Annotated in this window: 17 protein-coding genes; 2 read left to right on the forward strand and 15 right to left on the reverse strand. The window is 64.4% G+C overall.

Features of this window, described 5'->3' with window-relative positions; translation table 11 throughout:
• Positions 1–43: 43 nt before the first annotated feature.
• The 6 genes from MRUB_RS10470 to MRUB_RS10495 form a co-directional block, all read right to left on the reverse strand.
• Positions 44–796, reverse strand: coding sequence for a LamB/YcsF family protein (locus MRUB_RS10470; protein WP_013014326.1), 753 nt, complete (start codon positions 794–796; stop codon positions 44–46).
• 7 nt (positions 797–803) lie between these two features.
• Positions 804–2,108, reverse strand: a complete 1,305-nt coding sequence (locus MRUB_RS10475) for a TRAP transporter large permease (RefSeq protein ID WP_013014327.1) — start codon at positions 2,106–2,108, stop codon at positions 804–806.
• Between the two features lie 2 nt (positions 2,109–2,110).
• A complete protein-coding gene (locus tag MRUB_RS10480; protein ID WP_013014328.1) occupies positions 2,111–2,617 on the reverse strand; it encodes a TRAP transporter small permease in 507 nt (168 codons plus the stop codon).
• 77 nt (positions 2,618–2,694) lie between these two features.
• Positions 2,695–3,663 (reverse strand): TRAP transporter substrate-binding protein, encoded by a 969-nt coding sequence (locus MRUB_RS10485; protein ID WP_013014329.1) that lies wholly within the window; start codon positions 3,661–3,663, stop codon positions 2,695–2,697.
• A gap of 9 nt (positions 3,664–3,672) precedes the next feature.
• A complete protein-coding gene (locus tag MRUB_RS10490; RefSeq protein ID WP_013014330.1) occupies positions 3,673–4,485 on the reverse strand; it encodes an IclR family transcriptional regulator in 813 nt (270 codons plus the stop codon).
• Between the two features lie 85 nt (positions 4,486–4,570).
• Positions 4,571–5,548: a deoxyhypusine synthase family protein gene (locus MRUB_RS10495; protein ID WP_013014331.1), complete on the reverse strand. Its 978-nt coding sequence runs from the start codon at positions 5,546–5,548 to the stop codon at positions 4,571–4,573.
• A gap of 193 nt (positions 5,549–5,741) precedes the next feature.
• On the opposite strand from MRUB_RS10495, the gene MRUB_RS10500 reads away from it, so the two are divergent.
• A complete protein-coding gene (locus MRUB_RS10500) occupies positions 5,742–6,161 on the forward strand; it encodes a group III truncated hemoglobin (RefSeq protein WP_244403977.1) in 420 nt (139 codons plus the stop codon).
• Here MRUB_RS10500 and MRUB_RS10505 read toward each other — a convergent pair.
• Positions 6,133–6,354: a DUF2905 domain-containing protein gene (locus MRUB_RS10505; RefSeq protein WP_013014333.1), complete on the reverse strand. Its 222-nt coding sequence runs from the start codon at positions 6,352–6,354 to the stop codon at positions 6,133–6,135. The genes MRUB_RS10500 and MRUB_RS10505 overlap by 29 nt on opposite strands.
• Positions 6,355–6,357: 3 nt before the next feature.
• Positions 6,358–7,272 carry a GTPase Era gene (era, locus tag MRUB_RS10510; protein ID WP_015586807.1) on the reverse strand — a complete coding sequence of 305 codons (915 nt, stop codon included), beginning with the start codon at positions 7,270–7,272 and terminating at the stop codon, positions 6,358–6,360.
• Positions 7,273–7,321: 49 nt separating this feature from the next.
• On the opposite strand from era, the gene dprA reads away from it, so the two are divergent.
• Positions 7,322–8,335, forward strand: a complete 1,014-nt coding sequence (gene dprA, locus MRUB_RS10515; protein WP_013014335.1) for a DNA-processing protein DprA — start codon at positions 7,322–7,324, stop codon at positions 8,333–8,335.
• Here dprA and dusA read toward each other — a convergent pair.
• From dusA to MRUB_RS10550, 7 genes are all read right to left on the reverse strand, one after another.
• The gene (gene dusA / locus MRUB_RS10520; protein WP_013014336.1) at positions 8,320–9,339 is read right to left on the reverse strand and encodes a tRNA dihydrouridine(20/20a) synthase DusA; all 1,020 of its coding nucleotides are present in this window, start codon (positions 9,337–9,339) and stop codon (positions 8,320–8,322) included. The genes dprA and dusA overlap by 16 nt on opposite strands.
• Entirely contained in the window at positions 9,336–10,364 is a 1,029-nt protein-coding gene (ispH, locus tag MRUB_RS10525; RefSeq protein WP_013014337.1) for a 4-hydroxy-3-methylbut-2-enyl diphosphate reductase, read from the reverse strand. The genes dusA and ispH overlap by 4 nt, the downstream gene beginning before the upstream one ends.
• A gap of 53 nt (positions 10,365–10,417) precedes the next feature.
• Positions 10,418–11,926, reverse strand: a complete 1,509-nt coding sequence (locus MRUB_RS10530; protein WP_013014338.1) for a carboxypeptidase M32 — start codon at positions 11,924–11,926, stop codon at positions 10,418–10,420.
• Positions 11,927–11,945: 19 nt separating this feature from the next.
• A complete protein-coding gene (locus tag MRUB_RS10535; protein WP_013014339.1) occupies positions 11,946–14,234 on the reverse strand; it encodes a glycoside hydrolase family 31 protein in 2,289 nt (762 codons plus the stop codon).
• 106 nt (positions 14,235–14,340) lie between these two features.
• Complete coding sequence (locus tag MRUB_RS10540) at positions 14,341–15,189, reverse strand: carbohydrate ABC transporter permease (protein ID WP_013014340.1); 849 nt, start codon at positions 15,187–15,189, stop codon at positions 14,341–14,343.
• A complete protein-coding gene (locus MRUB_RS10545; RefSeq protein ID WP_013014341.1) occupies positions 15,179–16,060 on the reverse strand; it encodes a carbohydrate ABC transporter permease in 882 nt (293 codons plus the stop codon). The genes MRUB_RS10540 and MRUB_RS10545 overlap by 11 nt, the downstream gene beginning before the upstream one ends.
• A 179-nt stretch (positions 16,061–16,239) precedes the next feature.
• Positions 16,240–17,511 carry an ABC transporter substrate-binding protein gene (locus tag MRUB_RS10550; protein WP_013014342.1) on the reverse strand — a complete coding sequence of 424 codons (1,272 nt, stop codon included), beginning with the start codon at positions 17,509–17,511 and terminating at the stop codon, positions 16,240–16,242.
• Positions 17,512–17,518 lie beyond the last annotated feature (7 nt).

A 17,518-nucleotide genomic window follows, 5' to 3' on the forward strand; every position in this document is an offset into this window, starting at 1 on the left:
GCAAGGCCAGGATACCGCCCCTGAATAGACAGCAGGCCGTTACTCAGTAGGTCTCGATGCTTACCCCTTCGGCCCGGAGCGCCTCCCGGATGGCCCGGGCAATCTCGACCGCGCTGGGGTTATCGCCGTGGATGCACAGGGTCTGGGCCCGCACCTCCACCCAGCCGCCCTCCACCGCCGCCACCCGGCCCTTCACCACCATCTGCACCGCCCGACGGGCCGCCTCGGCAGGGTCGTGAATCCAGGCCCCAGGGGTTCCCCGCGGGGCCAGCCGACCATCGCGGCTGTAGCCTCGTTCGGGGAAGGCCTCCGCGACGGTGCGGAGCCCCAGGCGCTGGGCCTCCTGCTCCAGCGGAGTGTTGGGCAGCACCACCAACGGCACCTGGGGGTCGAAGTCCAGGGCTGCCTGGGCGATGGCGCGGGCGGTCGGGGGGTCTTTGGTGGCCCGGTTGTACAGGGCCCCGTGGGCCTTGATGTGGTGCAGGGGCAGGCCCCGCACCTTCAGAAAAGCGCTCAGGGCCCCCACCTGGTAGAGCACGTCGGCGTAGACCTCCTCGGGTGTGGCCGCCATCTCCCGCCGCCCAAAGCCCACCCGGTCGGGGAAGCCAGGATGGGCCCCCACCGCCAGGCCGGTCTTTTGGGCGAGCTCGAGGGTGCGCCCCATGGTGAGCGGGTCGCCGGCGTGAAACCCGCAAGCCACGTTCACCGAACTCAGCAGGGGGAACAGTTCCTCGTCCCGCCCCAGCTTCCAGTTGCCAAAGGATTCGCCTGCATCGGCATTCAGGTCAATCTTCATAGCGCCCCTATCCACCGGTCATCCGGGCCGGCAGCCAGGTCACAATCTGCGGGAAAACGGTGATCAAGGCCGCCGCCAGTAGCAGCATAGCCAGAAAAGGCAGGGCCGAGCGGGCAATGGTGAAGATATCCCGCCCCGAGAGACCCTGCAGCACGAACAGGTTGAAGCCCACCGGCGGGGTGATCTGGGCCAGCTCCACCGCAATCACCAAAAAGATGCCAAACCACAAAAGGTCAATCCCCACCGCCTTGGCTAGTGGAAGGATTACCGAGGTGGTCAGCACAATGATGGAGATGCCGTCCAGGAAAGCCCCCAGCACCAAAAACAGCAGCATCAGAACAGCCAGTAAGGCGTACTTGGAAAGCCCCAGCCCGGCCACCCAGGCCGCCAGGGCCGCCGGGATACCGGTAAAGGCCATGGCGATGGAGAGCACCGCCGCCCCGGCCAGAATGAAGCCAATCATGCTGCTGGTACGCACCGCGCCCATCAGGCTCTCCAGCAGGCCCTGCCAGCTCAGGCTGCGGGTCCAAAAGGCAATGATAAGGGCCCCCAGCACCCCCAGGCTGGCTGCCTCGGTGGGGGTGGCTATCCCCGCATAGATGGAGCCGATCACGGCCACCATCAGGAGCAGCACCGGCAGGATTTTGAGCAGGCCGCGCAGACGCTGGCCCAGGGGCAGCGGGGGGTCGGGTGGGGGCATTTTATCGGCGTTCAAGAGCCCCGAAAGCACCACCCAACCCATGAACAGCAGCATCACTAGCAGACCCGGCAGGAGGCCCGCAATAAAGAGTCGGGCCACCGAGACCTCGGCGGCCACTCCGTACACGATCATCATTACCGAGGGAGGAATCAGGAGGCCCAGGGTGCCCGAGCCGGCCAGCGAGCCCAGTACCATGCGCTCCGGATAACCCCGCCGCAGCAGTTCGGGCAGGGCAATTTTGCCCACGGTGGCGGTGGTGGCCGCCGAAGAGCCGATTACCGCCGCGAAGATGCCGGAAGCCAGCACGTTGATGTGCAGCAGGCGGCCCGGAATCCGGCGCAGCCAGGGGGAAAGCCCCTCAAATAGGTCGGCGGCCAGGCGGGTGCGGTAGAGGATCTCGCCCATCCAGATAAACATAGGCAGCGCCGCCAGCGACCAGCTCGAAACCGAACCCCACAGGCTGCTGGCCACGCTGGCCCCCGGGGGGGTGTTGGTGAAGAACTGCAACCCCACCCAGCCCACCCCCAAGAGCGCCAGGGCAATCCAGACCCCGCTGCCCAGCAACACCAGCAGCAGCAAAACCAGGAAAAGCGCAATCTGCGTGAGTTCCACGGCTACTCCTGCCCCCCACCCTCGGCAAGATAGGACGGGAGCTCTCCTCGCCACAGCGCCACCAGGGTATCGGCCAGGGCCACGGTAAAGATGGTTATGCCCACTGCCAGCAGGCTTTGCGGGATCCAGATGGGCAGCGGCAAAAGCCCAGGGGCCAGGTCGCCGTAGCTATAGGAATCCAGCACCAGCCGCCAAAGCTGCAAGGTGGCGTAGCTCGAGGCCAGCAGCGAGAACCCCCCCACCCCCAGTTCCAGCCCCCGCCGGGCCCGGCCCTGCAAGCGCCGCACCAAGACCCCCACCCGGATATGGGCCCCCGCCCGCAAAGTGGGGGCCAGGGCCAGAAAGACCGCCCCGGCCATGGCAAAGCCGGAAAGCTCGTTGGCCGAGGGGATCACCAGCCCAAACTGCCGCCCCACCACCTGGGCCAGGATAATCAGGAAGATAAAGACCATCAGCAGCCCGGCCAAAAAGCCCGAAAGGTGGTACAAACCATCCAGGAACTTGCGCATACAAACCCTTCTCGAGAACCCTCATCCACAAGCTATTGTGGGTGAGGAACCCGCTTCGTGGTGCTCGTGGCTTCGCCCTAGCGGCCCAGGTAGGTTCGGTAGATCTTGACCCCGGTGGCCCCAGCCCGCTTGAGCCATTCGTTGGTCATGGTCTCGCCCACTTTCTTGAGATCGGCCACCAGTTGAGGGCTGGGCTGCAAAACCTGTATTCCCCGTTGGGCCAGGATGGCGGTCTTGCTGGCGGCCTCCTGCTGGCTGGCCTGCCAGCCGCGCTGTTCAGCCCGGCGGGCAGCCGCTAGCACGGCCTCGCGGTCGGCAGGGCTCAGGCTGTCCAGGGCCCGGCGGCTCACAAACACCATATTTTTGGGAATCCAGGCCCTGAGATCATAATAGTAGCGGGTGAAGTCCCAGGCCTGGCTATCCACCCCGGTCGAGGGGGAGGTAATCATGGCGGCCACAATGCCGGTGGCAAAGGCCTGGGGAATATCGGCGGCCTCCACCTGGGTGGGAATCATGCCGGTTAGCTCGGCGATGCGGGCCGTAGCCGGATTGTAAGCGCGGAAACGAATCCCTCTCAAATCGGCCCCACTGTTAACTGGCTGTTTGGTATACAACCCCTGACCCGGCCAGGGCACCGAGAACAGGAGGGTCATACCGCGCCTTTGCAGCCAGTTTTCGATCTCGGCGCGGGAAGCCCGGTAGAGCTTCTGGGCATCCTCATAGCTGCTCACCAGGAAAGGAATCGCGTCCAAAGCAAAGACTGGGTTCTCATTAGCCAGCAGCGAGATGAGCACCTCACCCATCTGAATCTGGCCGTTGCGCACCCCCGGCAGAATCTGCGGGTGCGGCAGCAAGGAGCCCCCGCTGCTAACCCGGATGGTCAGACGGCCCTGGGTCGCGGCCTCGACCTCTTTGGCGAACTCACGGATGTTGATGGTGTGAAAGTTACCGTCGGGGTAGGGGGTGGCCATGTTCCAGACCTGGTTCTGGGCCCACCCCAGCCCAGCCAGCATCAAACCCAGCAAGACACCGATTGGTTTTCTCATGTCCTCCTCCTAGCGCACTGCAAAAAGCGACTCCAAAAAGCCCCCTATATCGGCTTTCCAGGCCCCCACATAGCCCAGCCGCCGGGAAACCTCGTGGGCGGCCCGGTCGAGCTGTTGTAGGTAGTTGTGCAAGACCGCCTCCTCGCGGTAGTGGGCCTCGGCCCCGGCCAGGCTGATGGCCGCCAGCACCTCGCCCGCCGCCCCGCGAACCGGTGCGGCCAGCTCGGCGGAGTGAGGCTCGAGCTCCCCAAAACTCGCCGCAAAGCCGCACTGCTGGGTCTGGCGCAGCAGCTCTTGAAGCCGGGGCTGCGCCACCGGGGTAGCCGGGGTGTAGCGCCTGCGCGCGCCCTCCAGCACCGCTTGCTGCACCGCGGGCGGAGCAAAAGCCAGCAAAAGCCGCGTCGAGGCCCCGGCATAGAGCGGGGCCCGCCGGCCCGGTGCGATGTACAGCCGCACCCGGCTGCGGGCCTCGAGCACCTCCAGATACACCCCCTCCTGGCCATCGCGCACCACCCACTGCACCGACTGCCCGGTGGCCTCACGCAGCTCCGCCAGGATGGGCCACGCCACCTGCCGGGCTGGGTAGGCCGCTTTGACCAGGGCCCCCAGGTGCAAAAGCCGGGTGCCCAACCGGTAGCGCTCGCCCTCCCGCACCACCAGCCCGTGGCTTTCCAGGGCCCGCAGGCTGCGCAGGCAGGTGGCCTTGGCCAAACCGCTGGCCCTGGCCAGCTCGGAAAGCCCCCAGAAAGGCCGCTCCTCGCTGAAAAAACCCAGCAGGTATAGGGGGCGCTCGAGGGTGGGAATGGTCTCCGGTTGTTTCATTGAATGAACCACCTAACCAATAAATGAAACTTTGGGGGCCATGGTATTCCCCAGCCCCCTTCCTGTCAAGCGCGCGGGGCGCGGCCTACCAGCCCAGCACCAAGGCAAACATCAGCGGGGCCACAATCGAAGCGTCCGACTCGATGATGAACTTGGGCGTGTCCACGGCCAGCTTGCCCCAGGTGATTTTCTCGTTGGGCACGGCCCCCGAGTAGGAGCCATAGCTGGTGGTGGAGTCGGAGATCTGGCAGAAGTAGCCCCAGACCGGAATATCCGGGCGCTGCATATCCTGGTGCAGCATGGGCACCACGCAGATGGGGAAGTCGCCCGCAATGCCCCCGCCAATCTGGAAGAAGCCGATGGAGTGCTGTTTGGAGGTCTCTACGTACCACTCGGCCAACATCATCATGTACTCGATGCCGGTGCGCACGGTGTGGACGTTTTTGATGTGCCCATTGAGGCAGTGGCCGGCGTACATATTGCCGGTGGTGGAGTCCTCCCAGCCCGGTACCACGATGGGCAGGTTCTTCTCGGCCGCCGCTACCATCCAGCTATCCTTGGGGTCAATCTGGTAGTAGGGCTCGAGCTTCCCCGAGCGGATAATCCGGTACAAAAACTCGTGCGGGAAGTAGCGCTCCCCGGCCCTATCGGCGGCCTCCCACTCCTCCAGCAGGGCCGCCTCGAGCCGCCGCATGGCCTCCATCTCGGGAATGCAGGTGTCGGTCACCCGGTTGAGGTGGCGCTCCAGCAGACGCTGCTCATCCTGCGCGGTCAGCTCGCGCCAGTTGGGGATGCGCTCGTAGTGGTTATGGGCCACCAGGTTGAAGAGGTCTTCCTCCAGGTTGGCCCCGGTGCAGCTTATAGCGTGCACCTTATCCTGCCGGATCATCTCGGCCAGCGAGAGCCCCAGCTCGGCGGTGCTCATGGCCCCGGCCAGCGTAACCATCATCACCCCCCCCTGCTCGAGGTGGGCGCGGTAGGCTTCGGCGGCCTCCACCAGCGTGGCGGCATTGAAGTGACGAAAATGGTGCTTCAGAAACTTTGAAATTTCTCCACTAGGCATACAAGCTCCATTCTCGCGGGGTGGGCGATGGTGGCTCCCCCCTTTGGTCTTCAGACCAAGCGCCACGGCGCTCCAGGGACAAAGGCGTCCCGCTGAGCTCCACCTGAAAAGTGTACCCAGGGTTGTGTGGGCAGTCAAAAATAGGGGCTTTGCTCACTACTCATAGATGCCCGCCCGGCGTATGGTGGGGTTCGTGAAGGACCTCGAGTCTCGAGCCGATATCGCCGTTGTGGTAGACAGGTTTTATGCCAAAGCCATCCAGGATGAGCAGATCGGTTACCTATTCGAAGGCCTCGATCTGATGAACCACCTGCCGGTCATCTACGACTTCTGGGAGAACATCCTGTGGCGCACCGGGGCTTACAAAGGCGGCATGATGTACAAGCACCTGCTGCTCAACGCCCGCAAGCCCCTCAAGCTCGAGCACTTTCAACGCTGGCTCGAGCTGTTTACGCAAACCATCGACGAGCACTTCGCCGGCGAGAACGCCCGCACCATGAAGCAGTTCGCCCACTCGGTGGCCCGCACCATCTACGCTCGAGTCTCCCAGCAAAATAGCCTCCCGCTCGGGGTTCGGGATGCCCCTAGCGAAACCAGCGCCAAAGCAGATTGAATAGCAGGCTCAGCGCCAGACTCACCAGCAGCATGGAGGTGAGGGGAAAGTAAAAGCGAAAACCCTCGCGCTCGATGCGAATATCGCCGGGCAGGCGGCCAAACCAGGCCAGCAGCCCTGGGGCATACAACCACACCAGGCCCAACAGCAGCAGCACCAGGCCCAGGGCTACCAACGCGCGCCCGATCTCCATGCTTCAATGGTAGCCCAGTTCGCGCAGGGCTTCAGGGTCTTTGCGCCAGTTGGGGTAAACCTTGACCTGCAAGTCCAGGTACACCTTGCGGGCTAGAAAGACCTCGAGCTGCTTGCGGGCGGCTGCCCCAATTTCCTTGAGCTTGCGCCCCCCCGCCCCAATCAGGATGGGCTTGTGGTTCTCGCGCTCGACGTAGATGTTCACCTGAATGTAGAAGGTTCCTCCGCCCCCGCCAGCGGGGGCAGGGCGCAGCTCAAACGCTTCGGTTTTGGTGGCAATCGAGTAGGGAATCTCTTCCTTGAGGCGCTTCATGGCCTCCTCGCGCACGATCTCGGCCGCCCATTCCTCGGGGGTCTGGTCGCCCTTGGCGTAGTCTTCAGGGAAAAAGAAGGGGCCTTCGGGCAACAGGGAAAGAATTTCATCCCGCAGGGCTTTGGCATCGCGCTCATTCTGCGCCGAAATCATACGGGTTTCCAGGCCCGGCAAAAGCTCAGCGTAGGCCTGCAGCGCAGCCTCGGGATACCTGGCGGCATCGGCCTTGTTGCCAACCAAAATAATGGGCACCTGATCTTTCATGGGCCGCAAAGCCCGCGCAACCAGCTCATCTTCGTGGGTAGGGGGGTGGCGCAAATCCACCAGCCATAGCACCAGGTTGACCTCGGCCAAGGCCTCAGTAATCTGCCGGATCATGTACTCGCTCAGGGCATCGGAGGCTTCGTGCCAGCCCGGCGTGTCCACAAATACAATCTGGCGGTTGCCCTCGGTGTGAATACCGCGCACCCGCTTGCGGGTGGTCTGCGGCTTGGGGCTGATGGGGGCGATTTTCACGCCCAGCATGGTGTTGACCAGGGTAGACTTGCCCACGTTGGGCTTGCCCACCACGGCTACAAATCCGGAATAGGTCGTGCCTTCAGTCACGCCTCCTAGTATAGGGGCCTTCCCCACATCCGTTATCCTGTAGCGAGTTATGCCCGATCCCCTGGCCCTTGCGCTCACTCCCCAGATTGGCCCCCAGCGCCTGCAGCAAGCCCTCCCAACCGACCTGAGCGTGGAGGCTGTGGCCGATGTGCTGGGCCCGGAAATTGCAGCAGGCTATGCCAGAACCCTTCAGAGCGGCCTGGCCGAACAGGAGCGCGCACAGGCAGCCCGGTTGGGGGTGCGGCTGATCGGGCTCTGGGAGGAGGACTACCCAGAGGTGCTCCGGCATCTGGAGAGCCCGCCTACGGTGCTGTACCTGAAAGGGGAGCTGCCTCCTTCCGAGCGCAACATCGGAATTGTGGGCACCCGCAAGGCCAGCCCCTGGGCTACCGCCTGGACGCACAAAGTAGCCCGCGAGCTGGCCGAGGCTGGCATCGGGATCATCTCGGGGCTGGCTCTGGGCATAGATGCCGCCGCACACAAAGGGGCCCTGGACGGGGGCGGCTATACCCTGGGGGTGCTGGGCAGCGCCATAGACCACTTCTATCCGGCCCAGAACCGCGCCCTGGCCGAGAGGATGAGCGTACTCTCGGAGTTCCCACTGGGCACCCCCCCACAGGCCGGGTTGTTTCCCCGGCGCAACCGGATCGTGGCGGCCTTCTCCAGGGCGGTGCTGGTGGTGGAGGCCGGAGAAAAAAGCGGCAGTCTGATTACCGCCAAGTTTGCAGCAGAGCTGGGCCGCGATGTGCTGGCCGTACCGGGCCGGCCCGGCGATACTTTTTCGCTGGGCTGCAACCGGCTGATTCAGGACGGAGCCGGGCTGGTGCTGAACACCGAGGACGTGCTGAACGCCCTGGGGATGCTGGCCCCCAAAAAGCAGGCCGTGCAGTTGGAGGGAAGCGAGGCCAAAGTCTACCGGGCCTTGCTCGAGCTCCCCGAGGCCCTGCCCGACGACCTCGCGCAGAGCACCGGCCTTTCCACTGGCGAGGTTCTCTCGGTGCTGATGATGCTCGAGCTTAAGGGACTGGTGCAGAGCAGCGCAGGGCGCTACAGCCCGGCGTGATGGGCTAGCTCAGGGGCAACCTCTCCAGAGGCCGCCACCCGCTCGAGGGCCTCCTGTAACACCTCCACCCCTGCTCCCCGCCGGCAGGCCCGCTCGGAGAGTACTCTTCGCCACAGGCGACCACGGGGCTGCCCCTTGAACAGGTTGAGCATGTGCCGGGCCATGGCCCATAGCGGGGTGCCCTGCTCGAGCTGGGCCTCGGCGTAGCGCAGCATGGCCTGGGCCACCTCGAGGCGGGTGGTGGCGTGGGCCTCGCCAAACAGCCTCCGATCCGCCGGCTCGAGCACGAAGGGATCCTCGTAGACCGCCCGCCCCAGCATCACCCCGTCCACCTTGGCCAGATGGGCCTGCACTTCTTCCAGCGTGCGCACCCCCCCATTCAGCACGATGGTCAGGTGGGGAAAGTCTTGCTTGAGCCGGTAGACCCAGTCGTAGCGCAGCGGGGGGATGGTGCGGTTTTCGGCGGGTGAAAGACCCTTGAGGTAGGCCTTGCGGGCGTGGACGATAAACACCCCCACCCCCACCCCGGCCAGTTTTTCGACGAAGCGGGCCAGATAACGGTAGTCCTCCACCTCGTCCACCCCCAGCCGGTGCTTGGCCGTGACCGGAATTTTCACGGCCTGCCGCATGGCCGCCATGCTCTCTGCCACGAGATCGGGCTCGAGCATCAGGCAGGCCCCAAACCCACCCCCCTGCACGCGCTCCGAGGGGCAGCCCAGGTTCAGGTTAATCTCGTCGTAGCCCCAGGCTTCACCAATCCGGGCTGCCTCGGCCAGCTTTTCCGGCACCGAGCCCCCTAGCTGCAAGGCCACCGGGTGCTCCTCGGGGCTGAAGTCCAGCAGTTTGGGCCGGTTGCCCAGCAAGATGGACTGATCCACCACCATCTCGGTATACAGGCGCACCCGCCTGGAGATGAGCCGCACCAGATAGCGAAAATGCCGGTCGGTCCAGTCCAGCATCGGCGCGACGGACAGCCGGTAGGAGTCTTGGTCGAGCGGGGTCATTGGACGTTGGCCAGCACCTCCTGGGGCGATAAGCGCTTGGGCTCGCGGAACTCGATATCCTCCCACTCGCCTTCCTCGACGACCTCGAGGTTGGGGTTGAGGCCACGGAAATAGGCCACCACCTCCTGCACCAGATCATCCGGGGTCGAAGCCGCCGAGGTGATGCCCACCCTGCGCACCCCCTGGAGCCACTCCGGCCGGATGTCGTGCACGGTATTGATGCGCTCGGCCCGGCCCACCAGGCTCCGGGCCAGCTCCAGCAGCCGCATCCCGTTGGAAGAGGCCAGGCTGGTGAGCACCAGAAACAAGTCCACATGGGGCGCAATCTGCTTGACGGCATCCTGGCGGTTTTTGGTGGCGTAGCACAGGTCGTGGCGGCTGGGCACCACCAGCCTGGGGAAGCGCCGCTTGAGGATCTCGATGGTGGCCAGGGTATCGTCCACCGAGAGGGTGGTCTGGGTCAGCACCACCACCTTTTCGGGGTCGGGCACCTCGACGGTGCGGGGGTCGGCCAGGCGGGGATCGCGCCCCACATGGGTGTGCACCGCCACCAGGATGGTGTTTTCCGGCGCTTCACCGCGGGTGCCCTTAATCTCTTGGTGGTCGGCGGAGTCGCCAATCAGCAAAATCCAGTAGCCCTCCCGGGCGTAGCGCTTGGCCTCGCTGTGGACTTTGGTGACCAGGGGGCAGGTCGCATCAATCTGGTGCAGGTTGCGGCGGGCTGCCTCGGTACGCAGCCAGGGGGGGATGCCGTGGGCCGAGAACACCACGGTTTCGTTCAGCTTTCGGCCCGCCTTCGCCAGCTCCTCGCGGAGCGCGTCCACCTCGGATAGGTCTTCGACAAAGTGCACCCCGTGTCGGTCTTGCAGCCGTTGGATCACCACATCGTTGTGCACGATGGCGTGGTACACCACCAGTTCGCCCTCCTCGCGCAATTCCCGAGCCGCCTTTTCCACTGCCTCAATGGCCATAACCACCCCGGCGCAAAAGCCCCGGGGTTTGGCCAGATAGACTCGCTCGACCATACCGAAAGCCTACCTTAGCACAGGCCATTGCCCGGCTCTGTAAGCTGAAGCCGCTACACGCCGTAAAGCGCCGTATATTTGCGGTTCAGATAGTCTATCAAAAACTGCGGGTTCAGATCCTGGCCGGTCACCTGCCGGAGCAGGTCGCGGGGCCAGTAGCGGCTGCCCTGATGGTGGATTTTCTCCCGCGTCCAGTTCAGTAAAGGCGCAAAATCGCCGCGCTCGAACCTGGCCTCGAGGTCGCCCAGCTCCTGCTCGGCCTGGGCGAAAAACTGCGCTGCGTAGAGGTTGCCCAGGGTGTAGGTGGGGAAGTAGCCAATGAGCCCCGCCGACCAGTGCACATCCTGCATCAGGCCGTCCTTGATTTCTGGGGCCTTTATTCCCAAGTAGGCCTGGTATTTGGCATCCCAGGCCTCGGGGGCCTCGTCCAGGCTCAGATCTCCCCGCAACAGCGCCAGCTCGATCTCGAAGCGGATCATGATGTGGAGGTTGTAAGTCACCTCGTCGGCCTCCACCCGGATCAGGCTCGGCTCCACCGCATTGACGGCGAAGTGGAAGTCTTCCAGGCGCACATCCCGCAGCGACTCGAAGTACTGCTGGGCTTTGGGCCAGAAAAAGCGCCAGAAGCCCAGGCTGCGCCCCACCAGGTTCTCCCAGGTACGGCTCTGCGACTCGTGCATCCCCAGCGAGATCTCGGTGCCCATGGGGGTGCCGAAGTGCTCGGGCAGAAGTCCCTGCCCGTACAGGCCGTGCCCCATCTCGTGCACGATGCTGAAAAAACCGGTGTTGAAGTAGCCCTCATCGTAGCGGGTGGTCAGGCGCACATCGCCGGGGCCGATGCCCTGCATGAAGGGGTGGGCCACCACATCGAGCCGGCCCGCCTCGAGGTCAAAGCCCAGGGTTGCCAAAGCCTCAAGTCCAAAGGCCTCTTGCGCGGCCTGGGGGAAAAAGCGGCGGAGAATTGCAGTGTTGGGTTTGCGCGCACTGCCCTCGAGCCGCTCCAGCAGCTTTACAGTGGCCTGGCGCAGTTGAGCAAAGACCGGCTCGAGCTGCCTGGCCGTGGCCCCCAGTTCGTACTGATCCAGCAAAGCGTCGTAGGGCTCCTCCCGATAGCCCAGCGCCTCGGCCAGCTCACGGGTGAGGCCGAAGATTTTTTTCAGCGCCGGCTTGAAACCGGCCCAGTCGTTCTTGGGCCGGGCCTCCTGCCAGATGGCCTCGCCCTCGCTGGTGGCCTGGGCCAGCTCCACCGCCAGGCGCTCGGGTACCTTGGTCTGCAGGTCGTAGGCCCAGCGCCACTCCCGCACATTCACCGCCTCCACCGATTCGGGCGCCCCCAGCCAGTCCGAACCCTCCACCACCGCCAGCATCTCGCCGATGCGGGGGTCGGTGGCCCGCTGGTGCAGCACCTTGGCCAGCGCGGCCTGCATCTGGGCCCGGTGGGCGTGCCCTTTTTTAGGGGTATAGGTGGCCTGATCCCAGCCGGCCAGTCGGGCAAAGGAGGCCAGGCAGGCGGTTTCGCGGCTGTGTTCCAAAAGCCAACGGTATGCTTCTTGCGGCGTCATACCCGCCCATCATAGCGGTTCAGTCCCAGGCCACCCAGGCCCCACCCCCCTGCACATCGAGCCGCAGGAGGCCGTTGTGGTACGCATACCCCTGGCCGCGCGTGGGAGGCGCAACCCCCCAGACCTCGGCCACCACCCCCTGACGGGCATGGCCGGAGCGGTCGGTAAAGCGGAGCTCGAGCCGCCTTCCATCAAAGCCGCCCTCGAGCTCGCTCCAGGCCCCTACGTCCTCACCCTCGCCCGCATCCTCGAAAACCCAGCCCCGCACCTCCGACCCCAGCGCCACCCGGAAACAGAGGAAGGGCCAGCGGGCGGTGCGGGTCGGGTAGCGGGCCTCGGTTAGGGGAATGGCCGTGCCGGCCCGCTGGAAAAGCGGCAGGTGCTCCAGCGGGGCGGCGACCCGGTGAAGGCAGGCTCCCTCCAGCCGCTCAGCGCTCCAGAAGTCCTGCCAGCCCCCAGGCGGTAGGTAAACCTCGCGGGCCCGCTCCCCCCGGCGGAGCACCGGGGCGGCCAGCAGGGCTTCGCCCAGCAAAAACTGGTCGTCGCGCCAGGCCGCCGCCTCCCCAGGCCAGTGCAGCCCAAGCGGGCGCAGGAGCGGCAGCCCCTCCTCGTGGGCGGTGCGGGCCAGGCTGTAGAGGTAGGGCAGCAGCCGGTAGCGGAAGCGCAGGGCCTCGCGCATCTGGCTCGTCCAGGGCTCGCCAAAAGCGTAGGGCTCCTGGCGGCGGGTGCCCAGGGCGCTGTGGTTGCGGAAGAAGGGGTACAGGGCACCCAGCCACATCCAGCGCAGCAGCAGTTCGGGCTCAGCATCCAGGCCAAACCCGCCCACATCACTGCCGGCCAGGGGTATCCCCGAAAGCCCCAGGGAGAGTAGCATCGGCACCGAGAGGGCCAGGTCCTCGTAGCGGCTTTCGTTGTCGCCCGTCCACACAAAAGCGTAGCGCTGGATGCCAGGGAAACCGCTGCGGGTCAGGATGAAGGGCCGCCGCCCCAGGGCTTCCAGGCCCCGGTAGGTGGCCTCGGCCATGCCCAGGGCATACAGGTTGCGGGCCTCGAGGTGGCTCAGGGCCCCCTGCCGGGCGGTGAGGGGCAGGGCCTTATCGGGCGGCTCAGCGCCCCCCAGCTCCAGCACCGCAGGCTCGTTCATATCGTTCCAGATGCCCGCAAATCCGTATGTTCCCGCAAACTTCTGCACCTCTTCGGCCCAGAAGGCGCGAACCTCCTCGCGGCTAAAGTCGGGCCAGACCGCCCGGCGGGGCCAGACCCCCCCCACCAGCAGCTCGTCCCGGTCGTCCTGAATGAACACCTGGCGGCGCCTGCCCTCCTCAAATACCGCGTACCCCTCCTCGGCCTTCACCCCAGGATCCACGATGGGCACCAGCCGCACCCCCCGCTCCGACAACTCCTGGGCCAGGGCGGCCAGCCGGGGGAAACGCTGGGGGCTGGCCGTAAAGACCTTGTACCCGTCCATGTAGTGGATATCGAGCCAGACCGCCTCCAGGGGCAGCCCCTGGGCAGCAAACTGCTCCACCACCTCCCGCACCGAGGCTTCGTCGGCGTAGCTGTAGCGGCACTGGTGGTAGCCCAGGGCCCACAAAGGGGGCATGGGCGGCCTCCCGGTCAGACGGGTCAGGCCGGCCACCACCTCCAGCAGGCTACCCTCTAGCAAGTACAGGTCGAGCGTGGGCCCGGCCACCGCCAGGCGGGCCTCGGCGGGATGGGAAAAGCCCAGGTCGAACAGGCTGGGATAGCTCTCGTCCAGGAGCAGCCCCCAGGCCCGGTCGCCCTCAACCCGCAGTAGAAGGGGGCTGGCCTGGTAGAGGGGGTCGCGGCCCGGCCGGGGGGGCTGGTCGGCGGTAAAGTTCCAGTACCGCCCCCCCCGGCGCTCGAGCCCCCCCACCCGCTCCCCCAGCCCCAGGTAGCGGGCCGCACCCAGCGGAAAGCTAAGGGCCAGCAGAGGGTAAGGTACGCCGTCGGTGAGCAGCCGCAGCAGCGGTGGAACCTCGCGGTGTGGGCAGCCCCAAAAGGCCAGCTCGAGGCCCCCCCACCCAAGCCCCTGCTCCCCCAGCGCCAGCGGCGAAAGCCCTTCAGCGAGGTAACTTTCTGCCACCTTCTGGGGTTGCCTGCGCGCCACCCCCCGCACCGCCGGGCCCTCCTTGGCGGTGTCGCGGGGCCGCTGGGTCAGCAGGAGCCGCCAGGCCCGCACCCCCTCGTGTTCGACCTGTTCCACCCTAGCCTGCACCAGCCCCCCCTCGAGGGCCAACCGATCCATCCGATCAAAGGGAATGTCCCAGTTCAGCAGTTCGTTCAAAAAGCCTCCCAGCGTAGCTCACTCAAGAATCCCAGACACCCACAACCGGGCCGCGGGTTTCTCAAAACCTCGAGGCTCCCGGCACACACCCGTGCAAAACGATGGCTCAGCCTTTCACAGCCCCCGCAGTCAGCCCGGCCACGATGCGCTGCTGGAAGATCAGCACCAGGATCACCAGCGGCACCGTCACCACCACCGAGGCCGCCATAATCGAACCCCAGGGAATCTCAAAGGGGGTGGCCCCACCAAACGAGGCAATGGCCACCGGCACGGTGCGCACGTTGTTACCAATGGTAAAGGTCAGGGCGAAGAGGTACTCGTTCCAGGCGGCGATAAAGGCCAGCAGGCCGGTGGTCACCAGACCAGGGCCGGTGAGGGGCAGCATGACCTTGATCAGGGTTTGCATGGGCGTGGCCCCGTCCACGTAGGCGGCCTCCTCGAGCTCCCGCGGCAGCCCCCGAAAGTAGCCGGTCAGCACCCACACGGTAAAGGGCAGGGTGAAGAGCATATACGACAGAATCAGACCCGCATGGGTATTAAACAAACCCGTCTCCCGCAGCAGCACAAACATCCCCGAGAGCACCGACACCTGGGGGAACATGGTCATGGCCAGCACCAGGTACAGCACCGCATTCTTGGGAGGAAAGCGCAGCCGACCCAGCGCGTAAGCCGCCATCACCCCCAGCACCAGGCAGATCAGGGTGGCCCCCCCTGCCACAATCAGCGAGTTGAGCAGGTTGCGGCCAAACTCCGCCCCGCTAAAGACGTTCTGGTAATGCGTAAGGGTAAAGGGCACTGGCAAAAAGCTTGGGTTCGAACTAAACAGCGCATCGCTGGTTTTGAAGCTGCTAATTACCGCCCAGTAAAAAGGAAACACGCTGTAGACCACGATAAAGACCACCAGCGCATAAAACAGCACCCTTCCAGCGTAATAACCCAGACCTTTAGTCCTCACCGCGCACCCCCTTTCCAGCCACGCGCATGTACAGCACCACAAAGATAAAGATGATCACCAAAATCGCCACCGATACCGCAGAACCATACCCCAAGTCCTGAAAATCAATCAGGGTCTGGCGGTTGTAAATGGCCAGGCTGCGGGTAGCGGTGTTGACCCCCACCATCACGAAAATCACGTCGAAAACCCGCAGCGCGTCCAGGGTACGGAAAATAAGGGCCACCACCAGGGCTGGGGTTAGTAGCGGGAGCGTCAGCGTCCAGAACTGCTGCCACTTGCTGGCCCCGTCAATGTCGGCGGCCTCGTAGATGTCGGATGGAATCAACTGCAACCCGGCCAAAAGCAGCAAGGCCATGAAGGGGGTGGTCTTCCACACATCCACCGCCACCATGGCCCACAGCACGGTATTGGGGTTGGCCAGGAAGGCGATTTTGTTGGCTACCAAACCGGTATTGACCAGGATGACGTTAATCACCCCGTAGATGTCGTTGAGCATCCACTGCCACATCTTGGCCGAGACCACCGTGGGGATGGCCCAGGGAATCAGGATGGCCGCCCGCACGATACCGCGGCCTCTAAAGTTGGAGTGGATCACCAGGGCAATAGCCAGGCCGAGCACGGTCTCGAGAAAAACCGAAACCACTGTAAAGCGCAGGGTGTTCCAGAGCGCACCCCTAAAGTCGGGGTCTTGCAACAGGAAAATGTAGTTCTTAAAACCCACAAACTCGGTGGGCTCTACAAATGAGATATCGGCCCGGTGAAACGAGTAGTAGAACACCTGCGCCAGGGGATAGCCCGCCACAAACGCCACCACCAAGAGCGTGGGCAGTACCAGCAGCCAGGCCAAGCGGGTTTGTCGAATAGTGAGCATCTATATACACCTCCACTCAAGTTAGCCGTTGGGAGCCAGCTATTTTTCTAGGTGCTGCTACTATATCGCTTTATATGCCCATCGTCCAATGATCTGTGCTCAATGCATCCTTCTACCAAATACCAAAGAAATGGGGCCGGATACCCGACCCCACTCCCTATCAAAGCACCACCACAAACTTAGCGCAGAATGCGCCGGAAGGCGGCTTCCATGTCCCGCACAGCCTGGGCTGCGGGCTTGCGCCCGGTGATGGCTTCGTGCACGCCCGTCCAGAAGGCCTCAGAGACCTGGTTGTAGCGGGCACCCGCCACACCTGAAGGACGGCCCACGGCGTTCTGGAAGACCGGCAGCAGGTCTTTGAAGAAGGCGTTCTTAGCCAGCACCTGGGGGTCGTTGTAGAGGGCCGGGCGGGTGGGCAGGCGCGAAAGGCTGATGGCGTTGTCCTTCTGGACTTCCACGCTGGTCAGGTACTTGACCAGATCAGCAGCAACCCGCTGGTTGCGCGAGTAGGCCGAGACCATCAACTGCCAGCCACCCAGGGTCGCGGCGTGCCGGCCCTCCTGGCCCGCCCCGCGGGGTAGCACGGTTACCCCAATTTTGCCGCGCACAGCGCTGCCCTCAGTCTGGCCCAGGCTGTAGGCATAGGGCCAGTTGCGCATAAAGGCGGCGTTGCCCGACTGGAAGGCGTTGCGGGCTTCCTCTTCAGCGTAGCTGGTCACCCCCGGCGGGGAGATGCGGCCCACCCAGCTCCGTACCATGTTGAGAGCAGCAATAGCCTGAGGGTTGTTGATAGTAATACGGCCATCGGGCTCGATGATGCGGCCGCCGCCCATGGAGAAGATCCACTCCAGCGCATCGCAGGTCAGGCCTTCGTAGGCCTTGCCCTGCCAGACAAACCCCCAGAAATCGCGGTTGCCGGCCTGGCGCTCACCGGCCTGAATCCTGGTGGCCATCTGGTCAAGCTCGGTCCAGGTCTGGGGCGGGCGCTGGTACCCGTACTTTTGCAGCAGGTCGGTGCGGTAGTAGAGCAAGCCCGCATCGGTGAAGAAAGGAATTGAGGTCAGTTTGCCCCGAATGGTGTTGTTTTCGATGATGCGGGGGAAGAACTGGCTCAGCTCGGCCTCGGTAAAGAACTGCTTGAGATCGGCCGCGTGGGGAGCCACAATGCCAGGCCAGATCACGTCAATCATGTACACGTCCACGTCGGCACTGCGGGCTGCCCAGTATTGCTGGTACAGGGCCAGACGGTCGTTGGTATCGGCGGGGGAGTCAATGTACTCGATCTTGTTGCCGGTTTTTTGGGCCCATTCTTCCGCTTTGGCCTTCATCCAGCGGCCGCCTTCACCCACCGCGGTGGAGTCGCCCGCCACGCGGATGGTTACCCCCTGGGCGAAGGCCAGCCCACCCAACATAAGGGTCAGGGCCAATGCGCCTAAAAGCCACTTCTTCATGTCTCCT

The sequence above is a fragment of the Meiothermus ruber DSM 1279 genome (assembly GCF_000024425.1).
Taxonomy (GTDB): Bacteria; Deinococcota; Deinococci; order Deinococcales; family Thermaceae; genus Meiothermus; species Meiothermus ruber.

What these genes read in the sequence shown, in the direction of transcription:
- MRUB_RS10470 (WP_013014326.1), bottom strand. Translation starts at nt 796, where the DNA reads ATGAAGATTGACCTGAATGCCGATGCAGGCGAATCCTTTGGCAACTGG.
- MRUB_RS10495 (WP_013014331.1), bottom strand. Translation starts at nt 5,548, where the DNA reads ATGCCTAGTGGAGAAATTTCAAAGTTTCTGAAGCACCATTTTCGTCAC.
- MRUB_RS10480 (WP_013014328.1), bottom strand. Translation starts at nt 2,617, where the DNA reads ATGCGCAAGTTCCTGGATGGTTTGTACCACCTTTCGGGCTTTTTGGCC.
- MRUB_RS10505 (WP_013014333.1), bottom strand. Translation starts at nt 6,354, where the DNA reads ATGGAGATCGGGCGCGCGTTGGTAGCCCTGGGCCTGGTGCTGCTGCTG.
- MRUB_RS10550 (WP_013014342.1), bottom strand. Translation starts at nt 17,511, where the DNA reads ATGAAGAAGTGGCTTTTAGGCGCATTGGCCCTGACCCTTATGTTGGGT.
- dprA (WP_013014335.1), top strand. Translation starts at nt 7,322, where the DNA reads ATGCCCGATCCCCTGGCCCTTGCGCTCACTCCCCAGATTGGCCCCCAG.
- dusA (WP_013014336.1), bottom strand. Translation starts at nt 9,339, where the DNA reads ATGACCCCGCTCGACCAAGACTCCTACCGGCTGTCCGTCGCGCCGATG.
- MRUB_RS10530 (WP_013014338.1), bottom strand. Translation starts at nt 11,926, where the DNA reads ATGACGCCGCAAGAAGCATACCGTTGGCTTTTGGAACACAGCCGCGAA.
- MRUB_RS10545 (WP_013014341.1), bottom strand. Translation starts at nt 16,060, where the DNA reads ATGCTCACTATTCGACAAACCCGCTTGGCCTGGCTGCTGGTACTGCCC.
- MRUB_RS10490 (WP_013014330.1), bottom strand. Translation starts at nt 4,485, where the DNA reads ATGAAACAACCGGAGACCATTCCCACCCTCGAGCGCCCCCTATACCTG.
- ispH (WP_013014337.1), bottom strand. Translation starts at nt 10,364, where the DNA reads ATGGTCGAGCGAGTCTATCTGGCCAAACCCCGGGGCTTTTGCGCCGGG.
- MRUB_RS10485 (WP_013014329.1), bottom strand. Translation starts at nt 3,663, where the DNA reads ATGAGAAAACCAATCGGTGTCTTGCTGGGTTTGATGCTGGCTGGGCTG.